The organism is Vibrio sp. SNU_ST1 (assembly GCF_030563405.1).
Taxonomy (GTDB): Bacteria; Pseudomonadota; Gammaproteobacteria; order Enterobacterales; family Vibrionaceae; genus Vibrio.
In genome coordinates this window covers 2,970,742-2,995,730 of sequence record NZ_CP130748.1, presented here as the reverse complement: position 1 = coordinate 2,995,730, position 24,989 = coordinate 2,970,742, and the positions used below count along the sequence as shown (strand labels likewise).

Annotated in this window: 25 protein-coding genes; 7 read left to right on the top strand and 18 right to left on the bottom strand. The window is 44.8% G+C overall.

The features are described 5' to 3' along the window. Positions 1-66 precede the first annotated feature (66 nt). The 4 genes from arcA to aspA all read right to left on the bottom strand — a co-directional run bounded on the left by arcA (position 67) and on the right by aspA (position 6,994). Positions 67-1,290, bottom strand: a complete 1,224-nt coding sequence (gene arcA / locus Q5H80_RS13315; protein ID WP_304565493.1) for an arginine deiminase — start codon at positions 1,288-1,290, stop codon at positions 67-69. Positions 1,291-2,093: 803 nt separating this feature from the next. Beyond that, on the bottom strand, positions 2,094-3,542 hold the full coding sequence (locus Q5H80_RS13310; RefSeq protein ID WP_304565491.1) for a YfcC family protein: 1,449 nt from the start codon (positions 3,540-3,542) through the stop codon (positions 2,094-2,096). Between the two features lie 510 nt (positions 3,543-4,052). Then, on the bottom strand, positions 4,053-5,360 hold the full coding sequence (locus tag Q5H80_RS13305) for an anaerobic C4-dicarboxylate transporter (RefSeq protein WP_304565489.1): 1,308 nt from the start codon (positions 5,358-5,360) through the stop codon (positions 4,053-4,055). 182 nt (positions 5,361-5,542) lie between these two features. Continuing rightward, positions 5,543-6,994, bottom strand: coding sequence for an aspartate ammonia-lyase (aspA, locus tag Q5H80_RS13300; protein WP_009844714.1), 1,452 nt, complete (start codon positions 6,992-6,994; stop codon positions 5,543-5,545). A 284-nt stretch (positions 6,995-7,278) separates the two neighbouring features. On the opposite strand from aspA, the gene Q5H80_RS13295 reads away from it, so the two are divergent. Then, on the top strand, positions 7,279-7,803 hold the full coding sequence (locus Q5H80_RS13295; RefSeq protein WP_017077583.1) for an FxsA family protein: 525 nt from the start codon (positions 7,279-7,281) through the stop codon (positions 7,801-7,803). Between the two features lie 185 nt (positions 7,804-7,988). On the opposite strand, the gene trmL is transcribed toward Q5H80_RS13295, so the two are convergent. The 4 genes from trmL to Q5H80_RS13275 form a co-directional block, all read right to left on the bottom strand. Then, the gene (gene trmL / locus Q5H80_RS13290; RefSeq protein WP_009844716.1) at positions 7,989-8,468 is read right to left on the bottom strand and encodes a tRNA (uridine(34)/cytosine(34)/5-carboxymethylaminomethyluridine(34)-2'-O)-methyltransferase TrmL; all 480 of its coding nucleotides are present in this window, start codon (positions 8,466-8,468) and stop codon (positions 7,989-7,991) included. A gap of 77 nt (positions 8,469-8,545) precedes the next feature. Further along, positions 8,546-9,163 (bottom strand): superoxide dismutase, encoded by a 618-nt coding sequence (locus Q5H80_RS13285; protein ID WP_304565462.1) that lies wholly within the window; start codon positions 9,161-9,163, stop codon positions 8,546-8,548. 76 nt (positions 9,164-9,239) lie between these two features. After that, entirely contained in the window at positions 9,240-10,619 is a 1,380-nt protein-coding gene (gene cpxA, locus Q5H80_RS13280) for an envelope stress sensor histidine kinase CpxA (RefSeq protein WP_304565460.1), read from the bottom strand. Next, positions 10,619-11,308, bottom strand: coding sequence for a response regulator (locus tag Q5H80_RS13275; protein ID WP_304565459.1), 690 nt, complete (start codon positions 11,306-11,308; stop codon positions 10,619-10,621). Before Q5H80_RS13275 ends, cpxA begins: the two co-directional genes overlap by 1 nt. Positions 11,309-11,486: 178 nt before the next feature. Here Q5H80_RS13275 and Q5H80_RS13270 point away from each other — a divergent pair, with 178 nt between their 5' ends. The 3 genes from Q5H80_RS13270 to pfkA all read left to right on the top strand — a co-directional run bounded on the left by Q5H80_RS13270 (position 11,487) and on the right by pfkA (position 14,347). After that, positions 11,487-11,996, top strand: a complete 510-nt coding sequence (locus Q5H80_RS13270) for a CpxP family protein (RefSeq protein ID WP_012604971.1) — start codon at positions 11,487-11,489, stop codon at positions 11,994-11,996. Between the two features lie 163 nt (positions 11,997-12,159). Next, the gene (gene fieF / locus Q5H80_RS13265; protein ID WP_304565457.1) at positions 12,160-13,068 is read left to right on the top strand and encodes a CDF family cation-efflux transporter FieF; all 909 of its coding nucleotides are present in this window, start codon (positions 12,160-12,162) and stop codon (positions 13,066-13,068) included. 316 nt (positions 13,069-13,384) lie between these two features. Next, complete coding sequence (gene pfkA / locus Q5H80_RS13260) at positions 13,385-14,347, top strand: 6-phosphofructokinase (RefSeq protein WP_304565455.1); 963 nt, start codon at positions 13,385-13,387, stop codon at positions 14,345-14,347. Positions 14,348-14,497: 150 nt separating this feature from the next. Here pfkA and tpiA read toward each other — a convergent pair whose 3' ends face one another. Then, a complete protein-coding gene (gene tpiA, locus Q5H80_RS13255) occupies positions 14,498-15,268 on the bottom strand; it encodes a triose-phosphate isomerase (RefSeq protein ID WP_012604968.1) in 771 nt (256 codons plus the stop codon). Between the two features lie 249 nt (positions 15,269-15,517). Here tpiA and Q5H80_RS13250 point away from each other — a divergent pair, with 249 nt between their 5' ends. Both Q5H80_RS13250 and Q5H80_RS13245 read left to right on the top strand, forming a co-directional pair. Then, the gene (locus Q5H80_RS13250; protein ID WP_004729703.1) at positions 15,518-15,865 is read left to right on the top strand and encodes a 5-carboxymethyl-2-hydroxymuconate Delta-isomerase; all 348 of its coding nucleotides are present in this window, start codon (positions 15,518-15,520) and stop codon (positions 15,863-15,865) included. An 86-nt stretch (positions 15,866-15,951) separates the two neighbouring features. Beyond that, a complete protein-coding gene (locus Q5H80_RS13245; RefSeq protein ID WP_009848873.1) occupies positions 15,952-16,374 on the top strand; it encodes a DUF805 domain-containing protein in 423 nt (140 codons plus the stop codon). 103 nt (positions 16,375-16,477) lie between these two features. Here Q5H80_RS13245 and Q5H80_RS13240 read toward each other — a convergent pair whose 3' ends face one another. The 3 genes from Q5H80_RS13240 to glpX all read right to left on the bottom strand — a co-directional run bounded on the left by Q5H80_RS13240 (position 16,478) and on the right by glpX (position 18,795). Further along, positions 16,478-16,825 (bottom strand): DUF3135 domain-containing protein, encoded by a 348-nt coding sequence (locus tag Q5H80_RS13240; protein ID WP_304565445.1) that lies wholly within the window; start codon positions 16,823-16,825, stop codon positions 16,478-16,480. A gap of 136 nt (positions 16,826-16,961) precedes the next feature. Then, the gene (locus Q5H80_RS13235; RefSeq protein WP_304565443.1) at positions 16,962-17,588 is read right to left on the bottom strand and encodes a metalloregulator ArsR/SmtB family transcription factor; all 627 of its coding nucleotides are present in this window, start codon (positions 17,586-17,588) and stop codon (positions 16,962-16,964) included. A 199-nt stretch (positions 17,589-17,787) separates the two neighbouring features. Next, positions 17,788-18,795: a class II fructose-bisphosphatase gene (gene glpX, locus Q5H80_RS13230; RefSeq protein ID WP_009848876.1), complete on the bottom strand. Its 1,008-nt coding sequence runs from the start codon at positions 18,793-18,795 to the stop codon at positions 17,788-17,790. A 324-nt stretch (positions 18,796-19,119) separates the two neighbouring features. Here glpX and zapB point away from each other — a divergent pair, with 324 nt between their 5' ends. After that, positions 19,120-19,362: a cell division protein ZapB gene (gene zapB, locus Q5H80_RS13225; protein WP_009848877.1), complete on the top strand. Its 243-nt coding sequence runs from the start codon at positions 19,120-19,122 to the stop codon at positions 19,360-19,362. Between the two features lie 109 nt (positions 19,363-19,471). On the opposite strand, the gene rraA is transcribed toward zapB, so the two are convergent. The 6 genes from rraA to cytR form a co-directional block, all read right to left on the bottom strand. Continuing rightward, positions 19,472-19,990 carry a ribonuclease E activity regulator RraA gene (gene rraA / locus Q5H80_RS13220; RefSeq protein WP_304565440.1) on the bottom strand — a complete coding sequence of 173 codons (519 nt, stop codon included), beginning with the start codon at positions 19,988-19,990 and terminating at the stop codon, positions 19,472-19,474. A gap of 73 nt (positions 19,991-20,063) precedes the next feature. Next, entirely contained in the window at positions 20,064-20,981 is a 918-nt protein-coding gene (locus tag Q5H80_RS13215) for a 1,4-dihydroxy-2-naphthoate polyprenyltransferase (protein ID WP_304565438.1), read from the bottom strand. A gap of 155 nt (positions 20,982-21,136) precedes the next feature. Next, positions 21,137-22,477, bottom strand: a complete 1,341-nt coding sequence (hslU, locus tag Q5H80_RS13210; RefSeq protein WP_304565436.1) for an HslU--HslV peptidase ATPase subunit — start codon at positions 22,475-22,477, stop codon at positions 21,137-21,139. Between the two features lie 58 nt (positions 22,478-22,535). After that, positions 22,536-23,084, bottom strand: coding sequence for an ATP-dependent protease subunit HslV (gene hslV, locus Q5H80_RS13205; protein ID WP_004729692.1), 549 nt, complete (start codon positions 23,082-23,084; stop codon positions 22,536-22,538). 238 nt (positions 23,085-23,322) lie between these two features. After that, the gene (locus tag Q5H80_RS13200; RefSeq protein ID WP_304565428.1) at positions 23,323-23,862 is read right to left on the bottom strand and encodes an SPOR domain-containing protein; all 540 of its coding nucleotides are present in this window, start codon (positions 23,860-23,862) and stop codon (positions 23,323-23,325) included. Positions 23,863-23,984: 122 nt separating this feature from the next. Beyond that, a complete protein-coding gene (gene cytR / locus Q5H80_RS13195; RefSeq protein ID WP_086048605.1) occupies positions 23,985-24,989 on the bottom strand; it encodes a DNA-binding transcriptional regulator CytR in 1,005 nt (334 codons plus the stop codon).

The window sequence follows — 24,989 nt, the reverse complement described above, 5'->3', positions numbered from 1 at the left end:
GTTCTCTCATTTTGGCCAAGTTGAGATTATTTAAGATCGTTTAACTTGGCCGTTTCGTCTTAGTGATTAGATACCATCACGCTCAATTGGGCAGCTCATGCAGCGTGCGCCACCGCGACCGCGACCAAGTTCGTCTCCTGGAATCGGAAGAACCGTGATGCCTGCTTTGTCGTATTTTTCGTTGGTGTATGTGTTGCCTTCGTAGCCAATAACGACGCCGGGTTTAACCGTTAGAACGTTGTTTGCATCGTTCCACTGTTCACGTTCTGCATGGAAGTTGTCGCCACCAGTTGTGATTAGGTTTAGCTTGTCTACGCCAAGTGCTTTTTCGATAGCCGTTACGAAGTAGCCTTCTTCTTTCGCTTTTACAGCGCCTGACTCATCACCAGTTAGGTTCCAGCACTGCACGTCTTTACTTACCACTTCCGGGTAAACAGAGAACGTATCTTCGTTCATGTGAGTCATCACGGTGTCTAAGTGCATGCAAGAACGGTGTTTTGGTAGTTGCATTGCGATAACTTGTGTCGCTTGACCGTGTTTGAATAGGCTAGACGCTAAGTGTTCAACACCTTGTGCTGTTGTACGCTCAGACATACCGATAAGAACCGCGCCACGGCCGAGAACAAGAACGTCACCACCTTCGATTGTTGAGTTGTCGTAGTTGATGTTTTCTTCATCACCGAAGTATTTAATGAAGTCTTCGCCTGCGAATGTTGGGTGCCAACGGTAAATAGCGCGAACGTGGTTGGTTTCACGTTGACGAGCAGGTTTCGCCATCGGGTTGATAGATACGCCACCGTATACCCAGCAAGATGTGTCGCGAGTAAATAGGTGGTTTGGTAGAGGTTCGATAATGAAGTCAGTTGGTGCGTGCATGCCTTGCATCATTGAAGATGATTTCATTGGCATCTCAGCGTAAGACAGACCGCCCGTTAGGATTTTTGCTAGCTCTAAGTTTGGTAAGTCGCCCAAGTAGCAGCGCACATCATTTGCGAATGTTTTACCCAAACGGTAATCAGATACCTGGCAGCTTAGTAGCCAGTCTTTCGCTTCTGGCACTGCTAGTGTGTCTGCTAGTAGGTCAGTAAGAAGAAGAACTTCAACACCCTGATCACGTAGCGTTTTAGTAAATGCGTCATGCTCTTTACCTGCGCGCTCAACAGCCAGTACGTCATCAAATAGTAAATCGTGACAGTTAGAGGGTGTTAGGTGAGTCAGTGCGCGTCTTGGGCGGTGAACTAGAACGCGGCGCAATTGACCTATTTCAGAACCTACATAGAACTTACTCATGATCGTCTCTCTCTTATATATTTGAATTACTTTTATCGCTAAGAGTAATTATTTATTTTCAGTGGAGAATAATGAATTATTTTATTCATATCTCTTGTCTGGAATTAATATTACGCCTGCTAGTCAGGTATTCTTAGAGATCTATCACAAATCGTTTTTTATCCCGCAGCCCTTTGAAATTAAGGGTTTTAACAAACTTTATGCACTTTTAGTCATGGCGATTACATTCTAAATAGTTAGCGGTTAGGGAACTTTATGCACGCTTTTTTGATGAACCTTCCTAGAATCAAAATTGTTAGGGATTATATGCACAATAAATTTATTGATAAGAATGTACTTAGCTTGGAAGTATGCAATGTTTCTATTTAGATATTTAATTTTGGATGTGAAATTAATTATTTATTAACAAAGTAAATGCGAATAAAGCTGTTGTGATCACATTTTATAATGGGGTGTTTAAAGTTGATTTTCTATAAAAATGGCTTTTATTTTTCCTTTGGTTATTACAGGGGGAATAACTTTAAATATAATTAACGTTAATAAATGACTAAATATTTCCTAAATATAATGGAGAGGAATGGATTGTTTTTTATTAGCCTTAACATCAATATTAAAACGTTGGTTTACTCTTTGTCGAAGGTGTCCTTGGATTGTTTAAGGTTGGCTGATGAGGTTGACCATAGAGAGGCTTTAAATAGAGTGTGTGCAGCTCGTGAGGTTGTTTTGGGGACTGGCTCTGGGGGCGATAGCAATAAAAAAGCCGCTAAGAAAGCGGCTTTGAACGAGAAGGTGGTGTGTAGTTTTTAGATAAGCGCACCAATACTTAGTACAACGATGCAGAACACCATCAAGATTCCGATTAATGGCATCACCCATTTAACCCAGCGCACGTAAGGGACACGAGCAATCGCCAAGCCGCCCATTACCACTGCAGAGGTTGGAGTGATTAAGTTGACCAAGCCAGATGCAGATTGGTAAGCGGTGATAACAAGGTCACGACCTACGCCAGCAAAATCGGCTAATGGTGCCATGATTGGCATAGTCAGTACTGCCAGGCCTGAGGTCGAAGGTACTAAGAATGACAGTAGAATTTCTAAGAAGAACATCACGTTAATGAAGACAACTGAAGAAAGGCCAGTCACCATTTGTTCTGCCGAGAAAAGAATAGTGTCGGTGATCATACCGCGGTCCATTACGACTACGATACCACGTGCAATACCTATGATAAGCGCAACGCCCAGTAGGTCTCGAGCACCGTCAATGAAGCTAGTTGTGAACTCTTCCTCGCTCATACGAGACACAATACCGACAATAATAGTCGCAGCTAAGAACATCGCGGAGATCTCTGCCATCCACCATCCAGCAACGGATACACCGTAAATCATGACAGCGAAAGAGCCACCAAAAATGGCCAGGATCAGTTTGCGAGTCGCGGTGAACTCCAGTTTTTCACCACTTGCGTTGCCAAGGAAGTGTGCTTTGTTCTCTTCGTATTTATCGTAAACAATTGATGTTGTTGGATCGGCTTGTACCATTCTTGCGTAGCGCATGACGTAGGCGACACAGATACCCCAACCAATAATCAGCATTCCAATACGCAGCGCGATACCGTCGGTAAATGGAATACCAGAGGCGTTGGCAGCAATAACGGTCGCGAATGGGTTAATGGTAGAGCCTAACACCCCAATCCCTGCGCCAAGCAATACCGTCGCAGCCGCAACTAGAGGGTCAAAGCGAGCAGCCATCATTACTGGTACTAGTAATGTATAGAATGGTAATGACTCTTCCGCCATGCCGTAGACAGTACCGCCAGCGGCAAACAATGCCATCAGTATCGGTATCATCAACTCTTCTCGCCCTTCTAAGCGGGCGGTAACGCGTTCGATACCAGCATCAATGGCACCTGTTTTGGTTACTAGTCCTAAGAAGCCACCAATGATTAAAATGAACAGTGAAACGTCGATTGCTGCGGCTTCATAGCTATTGTGGTCGTAGAAACCGTCAATCGGCGCTAGCAGTACATCAATCACGCCTTGAGGATTACCTTCTACCGCTTGATAGGTTCCGGTTACGGGTACTTCTCGACCTAACTCTTCATTCATTGCACGGTCGTACTGGCCTGCTGGAACAACCCAGGTAAGCAGAGCGACGAACGCAATCAGAATAAATAGAATGGTGTAGGCAGAAGGGAATTTAAAGTTGGCAAAGAAGCCGCCCTTTTTTTTCTCGTTTGGTATCGTTTGAGTTGTCATGGCTATCTCCTTACATCATCTTAATTAGAAGTGATGTGAATTAGCGACTAATGATTTATAGACTGTAAATATACTGATGTTTATAAGGTGTTCAACGATATAAAATTGCTCACCTTAAATTAATTTCGTTTATATATTTACTAATCCAAATGAAGTTGAATTTAATTTAGCTGCGGTTATTTTATTCCTTACTTCGGTATTTAAGTTTGGTGCTGTTCACAAAAATAATGGCTAGTGAATGAGTTGGAAAATGGCTGGAAATCGGCAAGGTTTTTTGGTTAGTTAGCTTGGATTAATATTCGATGGGGATGGCGGTAAATCAAAGGAAGATTGACTTAATAGGCATTCCTAATTAGTGGTCTGAATAATCCTGGAATTTTATTCAAACTTTATTTTTGGTTGGTTTTTGAATTTTATAACGGTTATTTGACGTGTATCAAATAACACATTGAGCAGAAAACAAAAAAGGAAGCCGAAGCTTCCTTTTTTAGTTTAGAACATTAGTGATTACTAGATGAATAGGCCGCCAAATGCGAAGCCGAGTGCAACCGCTGTACTGATTGTTACCACACCAGGAATGAAGAATGGGTGGTTGAAAACGTAGTTACCAATACGCGTTGAGCCTGTGTCATCCATCTCAACCGCTGCCAGTAGCGTAGGGTAAGTTGGAAGTACGAACAGTGCACTTACTGCAGCAAAAGAAGCCACGGCTGTTAGTGGTGCTACGCCAATCGCTAGAGCAGCTGGCATTAGTGCAACTGTTGTTGCGCCTTGAGAGTAAAGCAGCATAGAAGCGAAGAACAAAACAAGAGCTAGCATCCATGGGTAGTCAGCCAGTAGAGCGCCTGCTACGTCTTTGATCTCAGCAACGTGTGCGTTTACAAACGTTGAACCTAACCAAGCTACACCAAGTACACAAACACATGCTGTCATACCAGAGCGGAATGTTGGCGCTGAAGAAATCTTCGCAGCATCAATCTTAGTGAACATCACGATAGCCGCTGCTGCTGCTAGCATCACAGACATGATCGCTTCGTTACGACCAAGCGCTGGGTTTTCAATTAGGCCAACAGAGCTAGAGATAGCCGCTGCGTAGCAAACCACGAAACCAATCGCAGCTAGGAAGATGTACGTTGCTCTCTTCGCTGTTGGTAGAATTTCACGTTTCTCTTCTGTCGCCAGTTTGATTAGGCCTTTCTCTAGACGTTCTTGGTAAACAGGATCGTCTTTCAGTTCGCTACCCATGTAGTTAGCAACAACCGCGCCAACCATACAAGCGATGAAGGTTGTTGGGATACAAACCATCAATAGCGTTAGGTAATCAACACCAAATGGCGCCAGCATTGCTGCGAAAGCGACAACTGCAGCCGAGATTGGCGAAGCTGTGATAGCAATTTGAGAGGCTACAACTGCGATAGACAGTGGACGAGAAGGACGCACGCCTTGGCCTTTCGCTACTTCTGCGATTACAGGAAGCGTAGAGAATGCTGTGTGACCAGTACCTGCCATTAGTGTCATTACAAAGGTCACAATCGGCGCGTAAAAGGTGATGCGTTCAGGGTGTTTACGCAAAAAGTTTTCTGCAATTTGTACCAACCAGTCCATACCGCCAGCAACCTGCATAGCAGCAATTGCGGTGATAACCGACATGATGATCAAGATTACGTCGATCGGGATGAAAGACTGGCTTGTTGGAACGCCAAGAATCAGTGAAAGGGCAATAACACCAGCACCACCGGCAAAACCAATACCGATACCGCCAATTCGGGCCCCCAAAAAGATAAAGAGCAGGACGACAAATAGTTCTACTGCAATCATAAGTAACACCTCATTTTAGATTTTATTATGTGAACATTCGCCGCTGGAATGTTCACATAATAGTTCTATGGTTTAGATTCTATTTCGCAAAAGTGCAACCAACAGAAAAACCACAAAATTAACATGGTTAACCGTACTGGAGCCTAAAAAAGGGCTCCGTTTGGAGCCCTTTTTCGCTAACGTTATTCGTAGCGTTTTGCTTTATACTGAGGATGCATCAAATTTTCAACAGAGAAAATGTCATCAAGTTCTTCTTCGGTTAATAACCCGCGCTCTAGAACCACATCACGAACGCTTTTACCTGTTTCAGCACAGATCTTACCAACAACATCACCCTCGTGGTGGCCAATGTATGGGTTCAGGTAAGTGACGATACCGATAGAGTTAAATACGTGAGATTCACACACTTCTTTGTTCACAGTAATGCCGTCTACACACTTGTCGCGTAGGTTCACACATGCGTTTGTTAGAATGTCTAGAGACTCAAACATGCTTTGTGCGATAACAGGTTCCATTACGTTCAGTTGAAGCTGACCGCCTTCTGCTGCGAAAGAAACCGTGTTGTCGTTACCTAGAACTTTAAAGCAAACTTGGTTTACTACTTCAGGTACAACTGGGTTTACTTTAGCTGGCATGATTGAAGAACCCGCTTGCAGTTCAGGTAGGTTTAGCTCGTTGAAGCCAGTGCGTGGGCCTGAAGAGAGTAGACGTAAGTCGTTACAAATCTTAGACAGTTTAACCGCTAGGCGCTTAAGTGCACCGTGCGTCATTACGTATGCGCCACAGTCAGATGTTGCTTCGATAAGATCTTCAGCCGCGACACACTCTAGGCCAGTTACTTCCGCTAGGTGTTTAACTGCTAAGCCTTGGTAACCCGGTGCTGCGTTCAGACCTGTACCGATAGCCGTTGCGCCTAGGTTAACTTCAAGCAGTAGCTTTGAAGTGTATTCTAGGTTTTTGATTTCTTCGTTGATGGTTACAGCCCAAGCGTGGAACTCTTGGCCAACCGTCATAGGTACTGCATCTTGAAGTTGAGTACGACCCATCTTCAGGATTGTGTTGAATTCTTGGCTCTTAAGCTCGAATGCACCTTTTAGGTATTCGATAGCGTCAATCAGTTTACGAACGCTGTTGTAAACTGAGATACGGAAACCCGTTGGGTAAGCACAGTTAGTTGATTGGCTGCGGTTTACATGGTCATTTGGGTTGATGAACTCATATTGGCCTTTTTCTTTGCCCATAAGTTCAAGAGCCACGTTTGCCACTACTTCGTTAGCATTCATGTTTACAGAAGTACCAGCACCACCTTGGAATACATCCGATGGGAACTGATCCATGCACTTACCAGTGTCTAGAATGAGGTCACAAGCTTCGATGATGTATTTAGCTACTTCGCTTGGGATTACACCTAACTCTTTGTTTGCTAAAGCCGCTGCTTTCTTTGTCATCACCATGCCGCGAACGAATTCAGGTACATCTGAGATCGTTACATTTGAGATGTTGAAGTTTTCAACTGCGCGTAGAGTGTGGATGCCGTAGTAAGCATCAGCCGGAACATGACGTTGACCTAGTAGATCTTCTTCGAGACGAGTAGCTTGAGGAGCTTCAACTTGAGCTTCTGATAGATTAGCCATAACAGGATCCTTAGAGAATTATTCTGATTATATAGTTAGTTATTAGCCTATTCTGTGTGCAAATACTCCGTTCGCTAGAATATTGGGCTGATAAATCCGTCCTGACTTATGTGGCACATAATACTGTACTTAGCGCATAAAAATATTAAGTTGATCACCTTTTTCGGTTTTGTTTCGTCAATATTTTGCAAAGTTATTCTCGGTCAATAAACACGCTTATTTACAGGATAAATTTGAGATTGATAGGGCTTTCAGCGTAAACTGGATGTAACAAAGGAGGGCGTGTGTTTCCTATCTTATTATTACTATTTATCTTCGTACCCATCATTGAGATTGGGCTATTTATTCAAGTTGGTGGCTTCTTAGGATTGTGGCCAACTATTGCGTTGGTTTTGATTACTGCATTTGTTGGTGCATCGCTTGTTCGTAGCCAAGGCATTCAGACACTTATGTCTGTGCAAGGTCGACTGCAACAAGGTGAAATGCCGGCACAACAGATTCTTGAAGGCGTGATGCTGGCGGTTGCAGGTGTATTGCTGCTGACTCCTGGCTTTATGACGGACGCACTCGGTATGTTGGTATTGCTGCCTGCACCAAGAGCCATGATTGCCAAGAAAATGATGGAAAAAATGGTGGTTAGCAATATGTCTGGCGGCTTTCATGCGGGTGGCCAAGCTGGTTTTGGCCAGAGTCCATTTGGACAAGACCCATTCAATCGCGACCCATCAGATCAATCAAAAGACGGCAACACCTTTGAGGGTGAATTTGAGAAGAAAGACGACGACAACGATCGTAATCGCTTAAACTAACCCCGCCGCTTTACACTTTCTTTTATATAGAAAGATAAAAGACCAGAAACAGAAAAGGCTCTTACCTTTATTCTTCGCAAGAAAGAGATAACGGTAAGAGCCTTTTTTATTGCGTGTTAGCTATTTACTATTGTTAGCAGGAACAGGTAACAGGCCGTGTGAGCGGTTATTTACTGAGATTGGTATTATACCGCGCCTTCAAAGCCCATTTGTCGCCACGCTTCGAATGCAATAATAGCAACCGCGTTAGACAGGTTTAGGCTACGTGCATCTGGCATCATTGGGATACGAATACGTTGCTCCATTGGCATACTTTCGATGAACTCAGCAGGCAGACCGCGTGTTTCAGGGCCAAACATCAACACATCACCTTGTTGGAATTTCGCATCCACGTGGTGACCCGTAGTTTTGGTCGTGCAAGCGAAGATGCGGAAGTCACCTTCGCGTTCATTCTCTAGATACTCAAGAAAGGCTTCTAGGTTCTTGTGACGCTTAACACGCGCTAGGTCGTGGTAATCCAAGCCAGCACGACGAACTTTCTTCTCTTCAAAATCAAAGCCAAGCGGTTCAATCAGGTGCAGGTTTGCGCCGCAGTTAGCACATAGGCGGATGATGTTACCCGTATTGGGCGCAATTTCAGGTTCGTATAGAGCGATATCAAACATGTTGGTTCACAAGAATAATCAAAGATAGCCAGAGTATACGGTGGCAAGCTGAGTGAGTACAGTTCACCACCATTAGCTTACGCTTTATTCGCGAGTGCTTGTGCGTAGTTTTCAGAAACCGCATTCCAATTCACCACGTTCCACCATGCGTTGATGTAATCAGGGCGACGGTTTTGGTAGCTGATGTAGTAGGCGTGTTCCCAGACATCCAGTGCAAGAATAGGCTCACCGTTGCTGGCGATGGTATCCATCCACGGGTTGTCTTGGTTTGAGGTCGAGATGATTTTCAGTTGTCCTTCTTCTACTACCAACCAAGCAAAGCCTGAACCGAAGGTATTGATTGCCGCTTGAGCGAACTGATCTTGGAACGTCTCGAAATTTCCAAAAGTACTTTGGATCGCGTCGCCAAGTTGACCTGCCGGTTCACCCCCGCCATCTTGAGCCATGCAGTTCCAATATAAAATATGGTTGTAATAACCGCCGCCATTGTTGCGAACGGCAGGGCTGTGCTGAGAGATGTTAGCGAAGATCTCGGTCAGAGATTGCTGCTCAAGTTCACTGCCAGAAATTGCCGCAACAAACTTATCGTAGTAGGTTCTATGGTGCTTGCTGTAATGCACTTCCATCGTCTTAGCGTCAATGTAAGGTTCTAGGGCGTCGTAGGCGTAGGGTAGAGCAGGAAAAGAGTGTGACATGGTAAATCCTCCTTAATTAAAGGACTTACCATAATGATAATGGAAATCATTATCAACTGTGATCTTTGTGGGGGTATTACACTGGCAGGATAGGCAGGGTGATTTTGAGTTGTAATCCACCGAGCTGGCTACGACTTGCAGTGATGGTTCCACTGTGTTGACGAATCGCACTCTCTGTAATGGTTAGGCCAAGCCCTGTACCGCCGGAATTTCGGTCGCGTGCTGTTGAAACTCGATAGAAAGGTCTAAAGATAGAATCCAGTTCATCCTCCGGTACACCATCACCATTATCATTGACGCAAATCGTCAGCTGATCTTGGACAACATGGAATTGTACATCGACTTGGTCTTTACCGTAGTAGATAGCATTGCGCGTAATATTGTCCAAGGCACTCATCAGTAGCTTAGGATTACCCGAAATAGAACGGTCTGGGATCTCCGAAAACGTCAGTAATTTACCCATCTGTTCAGCTTCAAATTCTGCATCTTTTAAGATCTCTTCCCATAAGCTCGAAATAGGCTGAACCTCTCGAGTTATATGGCTGTCGACCTGCATGCGTGATAGCGTCAGTAGCTCACTGATCATCTGCTCTAAACGCTGTGCTTCAGTATCAATACGCTCTAATTCTTGGCTCTCCCCTTGTTTACGAATCGCCAGTGCATTCGCCATGCGTAGGCGGGTCAATGGCGATCGTAGCTCGTGTGAGATATCAGAAAGTAGGCGTTGTTGCCCCGAAATCATCTGATTAACCGCTTCTACCATCTGGTTAAAGCTCTCACCCGCTTGTCTGAACTCTGAGGTGCCTTTTTCGAGTGTTGGATCCACCTCGAATTGGCCTTTAGCCACACGTTGTGCTGCGCGTTCAAGCCTACGGGCAGGTTGGCTCAATGCCCAAGCTAACCATAATAGCAGTGGGGTACTTGCTAGCATTACCGCAAGCAATAGCTGTAAAGGTTTATCAAATAAGCGCAGCAAAAATGGAGGGGGTTGGTTCCATTTTACTCCGGCATACATCAGTAATTCTTCTCCAGCGAGTGTGATAGGGACCGGCCCTGCTACCATGTAATGTCCGTATAACTTTTGCTTGGGTATTTCAGGGTTATCTATCGAGGTAACAAAGTTGCGAATGGCTTTAAGTTTGTAATTTGAGTGCCTTTTCGACGTAAGGACTGCGCCCTCAAGGTCGGTTAGGTAAATACGAGCACGAGAATCCTTACGGCTACGCGGTGCCTCAAGTTGGAACACTATTTTTCCCAGGTTAGGTTCTTTGGCGTAGCGTTTCTCTGTGAATTTAGCGATACGTTCGAGTTTATCGAGATGATCGGCGGGCACATCGCGCGCCACTCTGGGGTCTAAATGGGGAAGTGACAGTACCGACAAAAGCACCAGTAACATGGTGAACCAAAAGATAGCAAAGATACGTCCATATAAGCTGGTGATTTTAGGGATACGCATTAATCTTCCTCTACCAATAAGTAGCCACGGCCTCGTAATGTCTTGATGCGAGATTTACCGTCACTGCGTTCTGGAATTTTTTTACGCAGGTTGGATATGTGCATGTCTATCGCACGGTCAAATGCTGCAAGCCTTTTGCCCAGTACATCCAAACTCAACGCTTCTTTGGTGATCACTTGCCCCGGGTTCTGGATTAGGTGACTCAGCAAAGCAAACTCTGTGGTGGTAAGATCGATAAGCTGGCCATTACAATAAGCTTCTTGTTTACCTGGAAAAACTTCAATGTCTTGATATTGAACCTTATCAGTGGCTGCTTTAGGTGCGGTGTTGATCTGCGTTCTACGTAAGATGGCACGAATCCGAGCGAGCAGCTCTCGGTCACTGAAAGGCTTTGGTAAGTAATCATCTGCGCCAAGCTCAAGGCCAATAACACGGTCGATCTCTTCACCTTTAGCTGTCAGCATCAGTACTGGTGTTTCCCAATTTTCTCTTAGTTTCTTTAGCGTTTCCATACCGTTAAGGCGCGGCATCATCACGTCCAAAAGAATCAAATCTATCTCATCATTGATAGCTTCCAGCCCCGCATAGCCGTCGTTGGCTTCGGAAACGGTGAATCCCTCAAAGCTCAGTATGTCTTTAAGTAAGCCGGTTAACTCGGTGTCGTCATCAATAAGAAGAATGTTCGCCATTGGGAAGCCTTAATCGTTGTTTATAGGTTAATAATACTGCTAATTATTCGTTAACTTTCACTCTTTACGATTCTTTACGCTTTCTAAACGTCGCTTTACGAGGGAAAGGCTAATCTATATCTAAGCGCTGAAAACAAACGCAACACATGACTGATTATACCGAATTGAGGCAAAAATTATGAAAATGACTAAGAAACTTGTACTAGTAGCTGCGGCACTTCCCCTTATGTTAGGTACAGCAAGCGCGTTCGCATATGGCGGTGGCGATAAAGGTGACCACAAAGGTATGCACGGCAAGTGTGGCGGCTTTGACAAAAAAGTGATGCGTCAACTGGATCTGACGGATGCTCAAAAAGCAGAGCTAAAAGAGATGCGTGAAGCGAACCGTGCTGAGATGAAAGCAAAACATTCAGGTAATAAAGCGGACAAGATGGCGCAGATGAAAGCGCACCACGAGAAAGTTCAAGATTTAGTTCTAGCCGATACTTTTGATGAAGCGGCGGCAAACGACCTCGCAAGCCAAATGGTAGAGAAGCAAACAGAGCGTCGTTTAACCATGCTGAAGAAGCAACACCAAATGATGAGCGTACTAACACCTGAACAGAAGACTCAACTGAAAGAAATCCAGCAAGATCGCATGGCTAAATGTGCGGACAAAATGGAAAAACGCATGAACAAAGATAAGTAATTCATGGTTTGATAACGCTGGATTGATTGAAAGTGTTTAGAAAGAAGCGGCCTAGTGCCGCTTTTTTTGATCTTTAAAATGAATGTATTAGATCCTAGCTGTCATATTCAATCGGTGTTTTGCGGGTTATACTTTGTGCTATCAGTCACTTTATAGCCAATTTATGAAACAAGAATACGCACGTTTAGTTACGCTCGCCGCTTGGGCTGCCACCATCATTGCCACCATATTATTGGTTGTGAAGGTTGCGGCGTGGTGGGTGACAGGCTCAGTCAGTTTATTAGCTTCTGTTGTTGACTCACTGTTGGATATCGCCGCTTCTGTCGTCAACCTTGTGGTGGTTCGTTACTCTCTGCAGCCAGCTGATAAAGAACATACCTTTGGTCATGGCAAGGCCGAATCTCTTGCTGCATTAGCACAAGCGATGTTTATTTCTGGTTCTGCTTGTTTCCTTATTCTTAACGGTATTGAACGTTTCTTCCGACCGCATGAGCTGAACTCTCCTGAAATTGGTATTTATGTCAGCTTGTTCGCAATGGTCATGACCTTCGGTTTGGTTCGATTCCAAAAGCATGTTGTGAGCAAAACGGGTAGCCAAGCAATTGCGGCTGACTCACTGCATTATCAATCTGACCTCTATATGAATGCGGCGATTATGCTGGCGCTAGCACTGAGCTGGTTTGGTATCGGTCAAGCAGATTCGGTATTCGCGATTGGTATCGGCATCTACATTCTTTACAGTGCTTATCAAATGGCGATGGAAGCGGTGCAATCTCTACTTGATCACAAGCTACCCGATGAAGAGCTCAAGCAAATTAAAGAGGCATCGTTGAGTGTGGAAGGGGTACTTGGTGTACATCAACTAAGAACGCGCCGTTCTGGGCCTGTTCGTTTCATTCAATTGCATTTAGAACTCGAAGATAATATCCCACTGATTGAAGCACACCGCATTTCTGACGAAGTAGAGGACAAGCTTATTTCAGTGTTCCCTGATGCTGATGTATTAATTCATCAAGACCCATATTCGGTCGTATTTGGACCAGAGAAGCAGCAGAAATTTCACTCATGGTAATGCGTCTAAAAATCAGGCTGCAAATGGCAAGTGAGTGGCTTTTGAACTAGAGTGAGTAAAAATTGCTAACTCAAAGGTGATTCAAAAATCACCTTAGTAACAATTAATGTTGATTCTGATGTGAATCAACAAAGTTATTGAGTAAAACTGTAATACTCTTACAGAAGTAGAAATGTTACATAATTTTACGTGATTTAAGTGCTATTCCTGTTGAGGAAATGTAACATAACGTACAAATATAGATTTAAAATCTTGTTGATATACAATCAGCAAGAACAAGAATTGAATAATAGATTCCCAAAAATCGAGGGTGAGCATGATTAAGAAGATCGGTGTTTTGACCAGTGGTGGTGACGCTCCAGGCATGAACGCAGCAGTTCGCGGTGTAGTTCGTACTGCGCTATCAGTTGGCATTGAAGTTTACGGTATTTACGACGGCTACCAAGGCCTTGTGGAAGACCGTATCGAAAAGCTTGACCGTTCAAGCGTATCTGACGTGATCAACCGTGGTGGTACTTTCTTAGGTTCTGCACGTTTCCCTGAGTTCAAAGACGTAGCTGTTCGTGAGAAAGGCATCGAGAACCTTAAGAAGCACGGTATCGAAGCTCTTGTTGTTATCGGTGGTGACGGTTCTTACATGGGCGCTAAGAAACTGACTGAGATGGGTTACCCATGTATCGGTCTTCCAGGCACAATCGATAATGATATCGCGGGTACTGATTACACTATCGGTTACCTAACTGCGCTTAACACTGTTATTGATTCAATCGACCGTCTACGTGATACGTCTTCTTCTCACCAACGTATTTCTATTGTTGAAATCATGGGCCGTCACTGTGGTGACCTTACGCTTATGTCAGCAATCGCGGGTGGTTGTGAGTACATCATTACACCTGAGACTGGCCTAGATAAAGATCAGCTAATCAGCAATATCCAAGATGGTATTGCGAAAGGCAAGAAGCACGCAATTATCGCTCTAACTGAGCTAATGATGGACGCGAACGAATTGGCTAAAGAGATTGAAACGGCCACAGGTCGTGAGACTCGCGCAACCGTTCTTGGTCACATTCAACGCGGTGGTCGTCCTACTGCATTTGACCGTGTATTAGCTTCTCGTATGGGCAACTACGCTGTTCACCTTCTTCAAGAAGGCCAAGGTGGTCGTTGTGTTGGTATCGAGAAAGAAGCTCTTGTTCACCACGATATCATCGACTGCATCGAGAACATGAAGAATCCAGACCGTTCTGAGTTGTTCCGCGTTGCAGAAGAGTTATTCTAAGCCAAGCTTAGTGCTCGCTTAAAAAATATTAAAAACCGTTGATTGTTCAGCGGTTTTTTTGTGCCTTTCGTTTGAGTTTTCACAAACGGCAGGCACAAAAAAGGCCAACCTAAGTTGACCTTTCATCTAATCTAAACGGTGAAGTTTAAATTAAGCTTTTGCTTCAGCTGCTGCTTTAGCGATAGCTGCGAAGCTTTTCGCGTCAAGTGCTGCACCGCCAACTAGAGCACCGTCGATGTCTGGTTGTGCGAAGTAAGCTGCTGCGTTTTCTGGCTTAACAGAACCGCCGTATTGGATAACAACTTTCTTAGCAACGTCTTCAGATTTCTCTGCGATGTGTGCACGGATTTGAGCGTGGATGCGTTGTGCATCTTCAGCTGTAGCTGCTTTACCAGTACCGATAGCCCAGATTGGTTCGTAAGCGATGATAGCGCCTTCAAGAGCTTCAACACCTTGAGTGTTGATAACAGCGTCAAGTTGACGAGCACATACAGCTACAGTTTCGCCTGCTTCGTTTTGTGCTTCAGATTCACCGATACAAAGAACTGGAGTTAGGCCGTTCTCTTTTAGGAATGCGAATTTTTTAGCAACGAATTCGTCAGACTCAGCGTGGTATTCACGACGCTCAGAGTGACCGATGATGATGTGAGATGCGCCGAACTCTTTAAGCATTGCTGGAGACATGTCGCCAGTGAATGCACCGCTGTTGTTTAGGTCAGAGTTTTGAGCACCTAGGATGATAGCGCTGCCCGCTTCAGTAAGCGTACGCTCAGCAAGATCAACGAAAAGTGCTGGTGGAGCAACTGCTACGTCTACGCCTGTTACGCCTTCAAGTTCAGCGTTAAGACCGTTTAGTAGATCAACAACCATTTCTTTGCTGCCGTTTAGTTTCCAGTTACCCATAACTACAGGATGACGCATAGGAATATCTCCAAAGTATTTAAATAAATCGAATGTAAAAAAGTAAACTTTATTACGAAATAATATAACAGAATAATATCAACAGATCATGACTGTGGTCATGACTTTCTTGGATCTTACTCAATGGTCAGAGTAGATTTTGAGCAAATATCAGTGATCCGGCAGACAGAATAATAGCTAACTTCTCGGATTTTTCATCGTTAGTTGCTATTAAGGGACAAACGATTGCGTTAACAATAGGAAGTAATAATGCCGAATCTAGTTCTAGAGTACTCAAATTCAGTGGATGAGCGAGTGAATATCCAAGGTTTACTGGAAGACCTTCATCAAGTTACATTAAACTGTGGTTTGTTTGATGTACCTTCTGTGAAGTCTCGTTCACTGCGCTGTCATAACTGGTTGGTCGGTGATGAAGAGGACAATGTAGATTTTGTTCATATTAGCTTCGAGTTACTTTCTGGACGTACTGAAGAACAGAAAAGAGAATTGTCGCGTTTGTTAATGCAAACCTTACAAGAACAGGCAAGCCATATCCGTAGCCTAACGGTCAACATACGGGATATGGATAAAAGTTGCTTTCAGAAAGTGATTAACTAGCTAAAAATAATCAACTAACTAAAAGTGATTCACTAACTATTTGCTGCTAACTTTTTGGTAGCGTATTAATTTTTGAGTGTTTTAAGATGTCGATGAAAGATTTACTGCTCTCTTTCAAAGGGAGAATTGGTCGTAAGACTTACTGGATTTGGAATATTTTCTACTACATAGCGATTACTGGTTTTGCTTCTGGTATCTCTGTGTTGTTCCCTGCTTATTCTTACATCCTGCTACCAGTATTCCTATTGTTGCTAGTGATCCCAGATCTTGCGGTCACCGCTAAGCGCTGGCACGATCGCAATAAGTCGAATTACTGGTTACTACTAAATGTGCCCCTAGTACTGGGTCGTTTGGCTTCGCCAATGGCTGCGACTACCACTGAGCCGGTATCGCCAATCCATATGGTTGCGACCGTTGCAGCGTTAGTGTGTGGCTTATGGATTCTGATTGAGTGTGGTTTGTTGAAAGGCACAGAAGGTCGTAATGATTACGGTGAAGATCCAGTTTAAAGATTGGATGATTCATCAGTAAGAAGGGAGCATTTTGCTCCCTTTTTCTTTTTTAAAGGCATTTTTCTTTTAATGTGTTTTTGTCGCTAATGCATTTCAACGGTTAGTACATTTTTGGTTCTGTATTTGGCCTGAAAGGCACGACATTTTCAGGTTGAGGTTCTTCAAAACTGCAGCGACCTTCGAGAGCATCTTGGAATTTACAGACCTGACAGCGAAGCTCTTGCATGAGCACGACATTAACATGATGTGGATTTTTACAGCGACCGACCACCAAATCGATGTGACTTTGCTGAGCGCGTAGCCTGTCTTGCATAGTTTCCGAGGCCGAACAAATCATCTGCTCGCACATTTCGTGTTTGAATTGATTGAATGCTTTCGGATCGCTTTTGGCGAGTTGGACCAGTTCATCAAAGGGGGGCAGTTTTTGATTTGGCTGTGGCTGTGCCATGATTCCTTCCTTAGCATTAAGCGTGTTTCATATGCTTTAAGCTTAAGAAATAAATCTGTACAAATTTCAGTCTATTCTCGTTTTCTCAATATTGAGACGGAATCGGTGGGTTGGGACTAGCCCTTAGCACTTGGTATTACGATAAAGGCGTGGGCGTTAAGGTATAAGTACAGCGTCTCTCACCGGCAATAATGTGTTCAGTGCGGCTTACATGACACTCATTTTTGAGCAGTTCAGTGAAAACATTGAGTTCAGATTGGCATAGGCTAGGGCAACGAGTTGCTGCTTTACAGATGGGGCAGTGGTTCTCAATTAAGATGTAGTGCTCATCATGCTCTTGAAGTTCAGCCATGTAGCCTTCGTCTTCACGAAGCTGTGTGAGTTTTTCAAGCTTACTCATGAGCGAATCACAGTCAGACAGTGCGGTTTGATATTGCTTGAGTGTGTGTTGTTCACGCTCGGCAGCAACCTTAGCTAACCCTTCTTTACCAAATAGGCTTTCAACGGCATCAATCACTTGAATGATGAGTTCACCATGTCGGTCTGAAAACTGGCTATGGCCTTGTTGAGTCAGGGACCAGTGGCGAGTCGGGCGGCCCACTTTTACTTTCACATCATGAAACGTAAGAATACCGTCATCTTCCAGGCTTTGCAGGTGTTGCCTTGCACCCATTGTCGTCATGCCAAATTCTTCTGACAGTTGTTTCGCGGTTACCGCGCCTTGACGCTTAATGGTCTGTAAGATTTTGTCGCTTGTTTTCATACTATCCCTACCTCATCAACCTTACTATTATGAGGCAAGGTGTTTATAAAGCAAACCATTTACTATATTGATGGGGATTTACTATATAGACAGCGTTTTACTCTAGCGACAGCAAATGGTGAGATTCTGGTGCACTAATAAAACAAAAGGCTGATACTTGGTATCAGCCTTCGAATGTTCTGTTGAACCTAGTTTAGGTCTACAGGATGTGACCGATTACTTCTGGGTCTTTACGCTCTAGGTAGTGGATAGATTTGATGCGGCGAATCGTACGACAGCGACCACGGATAAGCAGAGTTTCTGTGGTTGCGATATTGCCTGTGCGAGTGATGCCCTCTAGAAGATCACCCTTAGTAATACCTGTTGCCGAGAACACAACATTATCGCTGCGTGCCATGTCTTCCATCTTTAAGACGATGCCCGCTGTTACGCCCATTTCTGCACAACGCTCTAGTTCAAGCTCACCGTGCTTGCGGTTCTCTTCTGTATCGCCTTTTACTTCATGACGAGGAAGAAGACGAGCGTGCATGTCACCGTCGAGTGCGCGAATTACCGCAGCAGAAACGACACCCTCAGGCGCGCCGCCGATGCAGTACATGACGTCTACTTCGCTGTCTGGCATACACGTTAGGATAGAAGCTGCAACATCACCGTCTGGCACGGCAAATACACGAACGCCCATAGCTTGCATGTCGGCAATGACTTGATCGTGGCGAGGCTTAGCAAGTGTGGTTACGACTAGGGTATCGAGTGTTTTACCTAACGCTTTAGCGATGTTTTCTAGGTTTTCTGTTAGTGGCAGTTCTAGGTCAATTACGCCTTTAGCGCCAGGGCCAACAACTAGTTTTTCCATATACATATCAGGCGCTTTAAGGAAGCTGCCTTTTTCGCCTGCAGCAAGTACCGCCAATGCATTTGATTGGCCCATTGCTGTCATGCGTGTCCCTTCAATTGGGTCTACGGCGATATCGACAGCATCGCCGCCCACACCGACGTTTTCACCGATGTATAGCATAGGCGCATCATCGATTTCGCCTTCGCCGATAACAATCTCACCGCTAATTTCGGTTTTGTTTAGTAGGCTACGCATTACTTCTACAGCAGCGCCATCTGCAGCGTTTTTATCGCCACGACCAAGCCACTTGTAACCAGCGAGTGCTGCACCTTCTGTGACACGAGAGAATGACATTGCTAAATCGCGTTTCATGCGGACTCCAAAATTATCAAAGGGGGAATAAAAATTTCGCGGCGAATTTTACCATATCCCAAAGGAAACGTTTGCTTTTTTGTTTTTTGGAGATTGCTCTCGATCAATTCGCAGTGGAAAACAGTTATTATTCATCAAAATAATCGGTTTGCCCTTGTGGCGGTAATCACTCACGTCAATATTCGGTAAAAAGCGCTGTTTTTTTCATCGAATGGCGCAAAATATCGAATATATTGAGTGTTTATCCTTGCTCTGCTGAGTAGAATGGGGAAATAAGTGGAGTGAACCTTCACCATCAAACGGATAACTTAAAGGTAGGCCAGAATGTCTTTTGAAGTACTAGAGCAGCTAGAAGCAAAAATTCAAACAGCAGTAGATACAATTGCACTTCTTCAAATGGAAGTGGAAGAGCTTAAAGAAGAGAAACAAGCACTAGCAACAGAAGCTGGTGAGCTTAAAGCAAGCCGTCACGAGCTAGAGCAAAAAACTCAGCAAATGCAGGAAGAGCATTCAGCATGGCAAGATCGCATCCGTAACCTTCTAGGTAAAATGGATGATGTAGAGTAATCGACTCTTCAGATTTAAAAAAACGCCCGCTACTGAGTAGCGGGCGTTTTCGTTTGTATTCTTATGCTTTGTGTTCTTTGGCTTGTTTTATTATTTGAAGCTGAGTGAGTTACTCGACCTCTTCTTTTTCAACATCCAGATCGAGTTCTACATCCAAAGGCTCTGCCGAAAGAATAATGCCAGTGTTGTCTGCATAGAGGTAATCTTCCGGTAAGAAGGTCACGCTGCCAAAGTTGACAGGTACATCCAATTCGCCGACACCTTCTTGGCTCGCACCTACAGGTATAGAAGCTAAAGCCTGAATACCAATGTTCATGTCTTCTAGTTCATCGACTTCGCGTACGCAGCCGTAAACCACAATACCTTCCCACTCATTGTCTTCAGCAAGTAGGGCAATCTCAGCATCGATCAGCGCTTTACGCAGTGAGCCGCCACCATCGATTAACAACACACGTCCCAAACCATCTTGCTCTAATACGGAGCGAATTAAAGCATTGTCTTCAAAACACTTTAATGTCGTGATCTGTCCTGCGAAGGATGCACGTCCACCGAAGTTGCTGAACATTGGCTCCACGACATCAACTTGATCCAAATATATGTCGCACAGTGCTGAAGTGTTGTATTCCATTAGTATACCTTTTGAACAATGAGCTTACTTTGAGTATATCGGTGCTTGATCCCTTTGCAATGATTAGTCTCATTTAACTCAATAGAGTTTGAGCTACGACAACCCCTGCAAACAATAGGTTAGTGACCAGTGAACATTTCACTATCACGGGCATCATTGGTGCAATCTGCGCTGGCTTTTCGGTTTCCCAAACGGCCTTACCGTGCTTATAAACAATAATAATGCTCAGTAAAAACGGCAGGCTGATCCAGACCGGTTTTTCTTGAATCAGTAGGTAGATAGCGAAAGAGGCAAGGGCGAGCCCAAGCAGTGCAAAATGATAGTGCTTGGCTTTGCGTTGCCCTAGACGAACCGCCATGGTGCGCTTACCACATTCGCTGTCGTTTTCGATATCACGCATGTTGTTGATATTGAGCACCGCAACCGCCATCAATCCGCAGCCTAGTGCAGGCAGAGACAGGCTTGGTTCAACATGGCCAGTGTGTAAGAAATAAGTCCCTGAAACGCCTAACAAACCGAAGAAGATAAATACCGATAAGTCGCCAAGGCCAATATAACCATAAGGTTTATTGCCGACGGTGTAAGCGATGGCTGCAACAATGGCTAATACGCCTAACGCAATGAAAGATAAGATACTCTCAATCGAGGTTAAGGCATGAAAGATAAGAATCAGCCCAGCGAGCATGGTAAATACGATGTTGAGGATGATCGCTTGCTTCATGGTTTTCGCGGTCACCGCGCCAGATTGCATTGCACGTGTTGGCCCTAGACGGTTTTCGTTGTCTGTGCCTTTTACCGCGTCGCCATAGTCATTGGCTAAGTTCGACAGAATCTGTAATAGAGTGGCGGTTAAAAAAGCCAATAGTGCGATTGATAAAGAAAAATGACCACCAGCGAACGCTAAACTACTTCCTGTAAGAATAGAGACAAGTGCGAGAGGCAGAGTTTTTGGGCGTGCGGCATCAAGCCAAATCAGTAGAGATTGTTTCATCGTAGGTCTAATTCTTTGTAAGTCTTCGTTTCATACTGTGATTTGAGTATACGCCCATTTTTCGGGTAATAAAAAGCCCACTCGAAAGTGGGCCTTGAATTCGCTTATTAGCTGCTATTTCTTTGAGATAGAGCAATAAGTTGGAGTTTGGTGTGCTACAGGATGAAGCGGCTTAGGTCTTCGTCTTCTACGAGCTCGCCAAGCTTAGATATTACGTAAGCTTCATCAATCACCAATTTGCTGCCTGCTCGGTCTGTTGCGTCGAATGAAATCTCATCCATTAGGCGCTCCATGACTGTGTGCAGACGACGCGCGCCGATGTTTTCTGTGGTTTCGTTCACACGCCATGCTGCATCAGCAATTTGGTTGATGCCATCTTCAGTGAACTCAATGCCGACATCTTCTGTTTTCATCAGGGCAATGTACTGCTCTGTCAGTGATGCCTTTGGCTCAGTAAGAATACGTTTGAAATCATGTGCTGATAGTGCTTCAAGTTCAACACGGATTGGCAGGCGACCTTGCAGTTCAGGGATCAGGTCAGATGGCTTAGCCACTTGGAATGCACCTGAAGTAATAAACAAGATGTGGTCAGTTTTAACCATACCGTGCTTAGTTGATACTGTGCTGCCTTCGATCAGAGGGAGCAGGTCACGTTGAACACCTTCACGAGATACGTCTGGACCAGAGCTGTCGCCACGCTTACAGATTTTGTCGATCTCATCGATGAATACGATGCCGTTGTTTTCAGCGTTGAAGATCGCGCTCTCTTTTAGCTCTTCCTGGTTCACAAGCTTCGCAGCTTCTTCTTCCGTTAGTGCTTTGAATGCGTCTTTGATTTTCATCTTACGCTTTTTCTTGGTGTCGCCAGCGAGATTTTGGAACATGCCTTGTAGCTGGTTAGTCATCTCTTCCATGCCTGGAGGTGACATGATTTCAACACCCATTTGTGGCGCCGCTACATCAACTTCAATCTCTTTGTCGTCTAGCTTACCTTCACGCAGTTTCTTACGGAAAATCTGGCGAGTGTTTGAAGATGTTGTGTCTTCAGTTGATTGCTCGTTATGACCCCAAGCATCACGCGCTGGTGGTAGAAGGGCATCAAGAATACGTTCTTCAGCTTGTTCTTCAGCGCGGTATTGTACTTTTTCCATCGCTTGTTGATGTGTCATCTTAATCGCAACGTCCGTTAGATCACGGATGATGGTCTCAACCTCTTTACCAACGTAGCCAACTTCGGTGAACTTAGTCGCTTCTACTTTGATGAAGGGCGCATTAGCGAGTTTAGCTAGACGGCGAGCAATTTCAGTTTTACCGACACCCGTTGGGCCAATCATCAGGATGTTTTTTGGCGATACTTCAACACGTAGGCTTTCTTCAAGCTGCATACGACGCCAGCGGTTACGAAGAGCGATAGCTACTGAGCGCTTAGCGTTGTCTTGGCCGATAATGTGGCGATTGAGTTCGTGAACAATTTCGCGAGGAGTCATCTCAGACATGGTTTTTCCTTAATTCTTTAATCACTGTTGAATACAACGTTATTGATGGAAGCGGTCGTTACTCTGGCTTTGGTAGCTCAACGGTGCTTTCTAGTTCTTCAATAGTGTGGTGATGGTTGGTGAATACACAGATATCGCCCGCAATGTTCAGCGACTTTTCTGCGATTTCACGCGCATCTAAATCTGTATTTTCTAATAGTGCAGTGGCTGCTGCTTGAGCGAAGTTACCGCCCGAACCGATAGCAATCAGGTCGTTCTCTGGTTGAACTACGTCACCGTTACCTGTGATGATCAGGGAAGCGGTCTCATCCGCTACTGCTAACAGTGCTTCTAACTTACGTAGAGCACGGTCGCTACGCCAATCCTTCGCCAGCTCAACGGCAGCTTTGGTTAGGTGGCCTTGGTGCATTTGTAGCTTGCTTTCAAATTTTTCGAATAGCGTGAAAGCATCTGCGGTACCGCCAGCAAAACCAGCCAGTACTTTGTTGTTGTATAGGCGACGTACTTTACGGGCATTGCCCTTCATTACAGTATTGCCTAGAGATACTTGTCCATCACCCGCGATGACGACTTTATTATTACGACGTACAGATACAATGGTAGTCACGAGTAGGGCCTCTTAATATTTCTTATCTTTGGGTATAAAAAGTATATGAGGATGGTGCTCGGATAATTCAAGGAAGGTCGAGTGATGTCGCGCAACTTATCGGCGGAAGTTGTAAGGAAATTTGGCTAAAGGGTGTGGATAAAAGAAAACCTCCACAATGGGAGGCTTTCGGTGTTTGGTTTTTCTGCTTCTGCTTCTGCTTCTGCTTCTGCTTCTGCTTCTGCGGCTAAATCTATAACTACTCGGTGTCTTTCCAAATAGCACAAGGTTCGATTTTCGCTCGTTGCAGCTTATGGCGCTCTCGCTCTGCATCACGCTTCAACTTGTATGGTCCTAGAACCACACGATACCAGCTACTTCCATCCTTTTTACGGATTGAGCTTGAGATACCTTGGAAAGCAATATCCAACTTACGTGCTTCAGCTTGGCTTGAGGTTTTGTAAGCGCCACATTGCATGATGTAAGGGATTTTCGAGATCTGTTGCTCTTTGGCTTTTACTTCAATCTCACGGCTTGGCAAGGTTTCAACGTAATCCCATTTCTCCTCTGGAGGCGGCGGAATTACTTTTGTTGGTTTCGGCTTAGGCTTTGGTTTGGTTACCACTGGAGTCGGTGCTGGCGGCTCAGGATCATTACTCAATAGGTAAAGTCCGTAACCAAAACCACCGGCAAGGAGGATCGCCAAAAGACCACTGCGCCATGGTTTACGGCGAGGGGCTTGTTTCTTGGTCGGTTTTTTCGTGCCACGACCGCGCTTTACATAATCTCTATTAGCCACAAGACAATTCAATAGTTGGTGATTCTGCCCTCATGGTAATCCAGATTGAGCGAGGATAACAGTGCAGAAATGGAAGCGGCACATCAAAATGTGCCGCAGAGTTATAAGGGTATTTATGAGAACTACATTCGAGGTGGCGCAGTACTGCCTCGAACGACTAATTTAGCTTCAAGCAGGCGTGAACCAGCTTGTACATCGTTGCCTTTAAGTACGTCGAGCATCATCAGCATTGCTTGGCGTCCAATCTCATAACGAGGCTGAGAAATAGTGGTTAGCGGCGGATCGCAGTATTGAGCAAACTGGATATCATCGAAGCCGACAATCGATAGATCTTGAGGTACGCGCAAGCCCAACTTCTTCGCTTCTTGAATTGCACCGATGGCCATCGCATCGTTATGACAGAAGATCGCTGTAGGTTGTTCAGGAAGAGCGAGTAATTGACGAACTGCTTGAGCGCCGGCTTCAAAGGTAAAGTCACCGACAGTGCTGTAGGCTGGATTCATTGATACTCCAGCGCGACGTAGCGCTTGTTGGTAGCCTTGTTGACGGAACTTACAAAGCGTTGCCGATACTGGCCCAGAGATTTGCGCAATACGTTTATGACCTAGCTGAGCTAGGTAGTTTACCGCTTCAAATGCTGAGGTCAGGTTATCGATGTGTACGGTAGGGAGTTCAAGCTCTGGGGCAAACTCACACGCCATCACCATCGGCGGTAAATTTTTTTGTTCAGGCTTACTGACATCAAACGGGTGGTCGGTGCCAAGTAGTAGCATGCCGTCAGCTTGTTTGGTGAATACTAAGTTAACAAATGAAGACTCACGCTTCTTCTGTTGGCCGCTATCACCCAGTAAAACGAGGTAGTCATTTTCTACTGCGGCATCTTCGATACCACGAATGATCTCTGCGAAATACGGGTCACAGATATCAGGAACAATAGTGATGATGGTTTTTGATTCGTTGCGACGTAAGTTTCTAGCTAATGTATTGGGTGAGTATCCAGCTTCAAGTACTGCTGTCTCAACTCGCTTACGAGTAGAAACCGAGACTTTTTCAGGGTTCATCAATGCACGTGATACCGTGGCTGTTGAAACGCCTGCTAGCTGGGCAACATCCTTCATTGTCGCCAT

Bases quoted from the DNA above. Each gene is read 5' to 3' on its own strand.
- pfkA (WP_304565455.1), top strand. From the start codon at position 13,385: ATGATTAAGAAGATCGGTGTTTTGACCAGTGGTGGTGACGCTCCAGGC.
- zapB (WP_009848877.1), top strand. From the start codon at position 19,120: ATGTCTTTTGAAGTACTAGAGCAGCTAGAAGCAAAAATTCAAACAGCA.
- Q5H80_RS13250 (WP_004729703.1), top strand. From the start codon at position 15,518: ATGCCGAATCTAGTTCTAGAGTACTCAAATTCAGTGGATGAGCGAGTG.
- glpX (WP_009848876.1), bottom strand. From the start codon at position 18,795: ATGAAACGCGATTTAGCAATGTCATTCTCTCGTGTCACAGAAGGTGCA.
- rraA (WP_304565440.1), bottom strand. From the start codon at position 19,990: ATGGAATACAACACTTCAGCACTGTGCGACATATATTTGGATCAAGTT.
- Q5H80_RS13305 (WP_304565489.1), bottom strand. From the start codon at position 5,360: ATGATTGCAGTAGAACTATTTGTCGTCCTGCTCTTTATCTTTTTGGGG.
- Q5H80_RS13285 (WP_304565462.1), bottom strand. From the start codon at position 9,163: ATGTCACACTCTTTTCCTGCTCTACCCTACGCCTACGACGCCCTAGAA.
- fieF (WP_304565457.1), top strand. From the start codon at position 12,160: ATGAAACAAGAATACGCACGTTTAGTTACGCTCGCCGCTTGGGCTGCC.
- Q5H80_RS13215 (WP_304565438.1), bottom strand. From the start codon at position 20,981: ATGAAACAATCTCTACTGATTTGGCTTGATGCCGCACGCCCAAAAACT.
- tpiA (WP_012604968.1), bottom strand. From the start codon at position 15,268: ATGCGTCATCCTGTAGTTATGGGTAACTGGAAACTAAACGGCAGCAAA.
- Q5H80_RS13275 (WP_304565459.1), bottom strand. From the start codon at position 11,308: ATGGCGAACATTCTTCTTATTGATGACGACACCGAGTTAACCGGCTTA.
- Q5H80_RS13245 (WP_009848873.1), top strand. From the start codon at position 15,952: ATGTCGATGAAAGATTTACTGCTCTCTTTCAAAGGGAGAATTGGTCGT.
- trmL (WP_009844716.1), bottom strand. From the start codon at position 8,468: ATGTTTGATATCGCTCTATACGAACCTGAAATTGCGCCCAATACGGGT.
- hslU (WP_304565436.1), bottom strand. From the start codon at position 22,477: ATGTCTGAGATGACTCCTCGCGAAATTGTTCACGAACTCAATCGCCAC.
- aspA (WP_009844714.1), bottom strand. From the start codon at position 6,994: ATGGCTAATCTATCAGAAGCTCAAGTTGAAGCTCCTCAAGCTACTCGT.
- cpxA (WP_304565460.1), bottom strand. From the start codon at position 10,619: ATGCGTATCCCTAAAATCACCAGCTTATATGGACGTATCTTTGCTATC.
- Q5H80_RS13270 (WP_012604971.1), top strand. From the start codon at position 11,487: ATGAAAATGACTAAGAAACTTGTACTAGTAGCTGCGGCACTTCCCCTT.
- cytR (WP_086048605.1), bottom strand. From the start codon at position 24,989: ATGGCGACAATGAAGGATGTTGCCCAGCTAGCAGGCGTTTCAACAGCC.
- Q5H80_RS13235 (WP_304565443.1), bottom strand. From the start codon at position 17,588: ATGAAAACAAGCGACAAAATCTTACAGACCATTAAGCGTCAAGGCGCG.
- arcA (WP_304565493.1), bottom strand. From the start codon at position 1,290: ATGAGTAAGTTCTATGTAGGTTCTGAAATAGGTCAATTGCGCCGCGTT.
- Q5H80_RS13240 (WP_304565445.1), bottom strand. From the start codon at position 16,825: ATGGCACAGCCACAGCCAAATCAAAAACTGCCCCCCTTTGATGAACTG.
- Q5H80_RS13310 (WP_304565491.1), bottom strand. From the start codon at position 3,542: ATGACAACTCAAACGATACCAAACGAGAAAAAAAAGGGCGGCTTCTTT.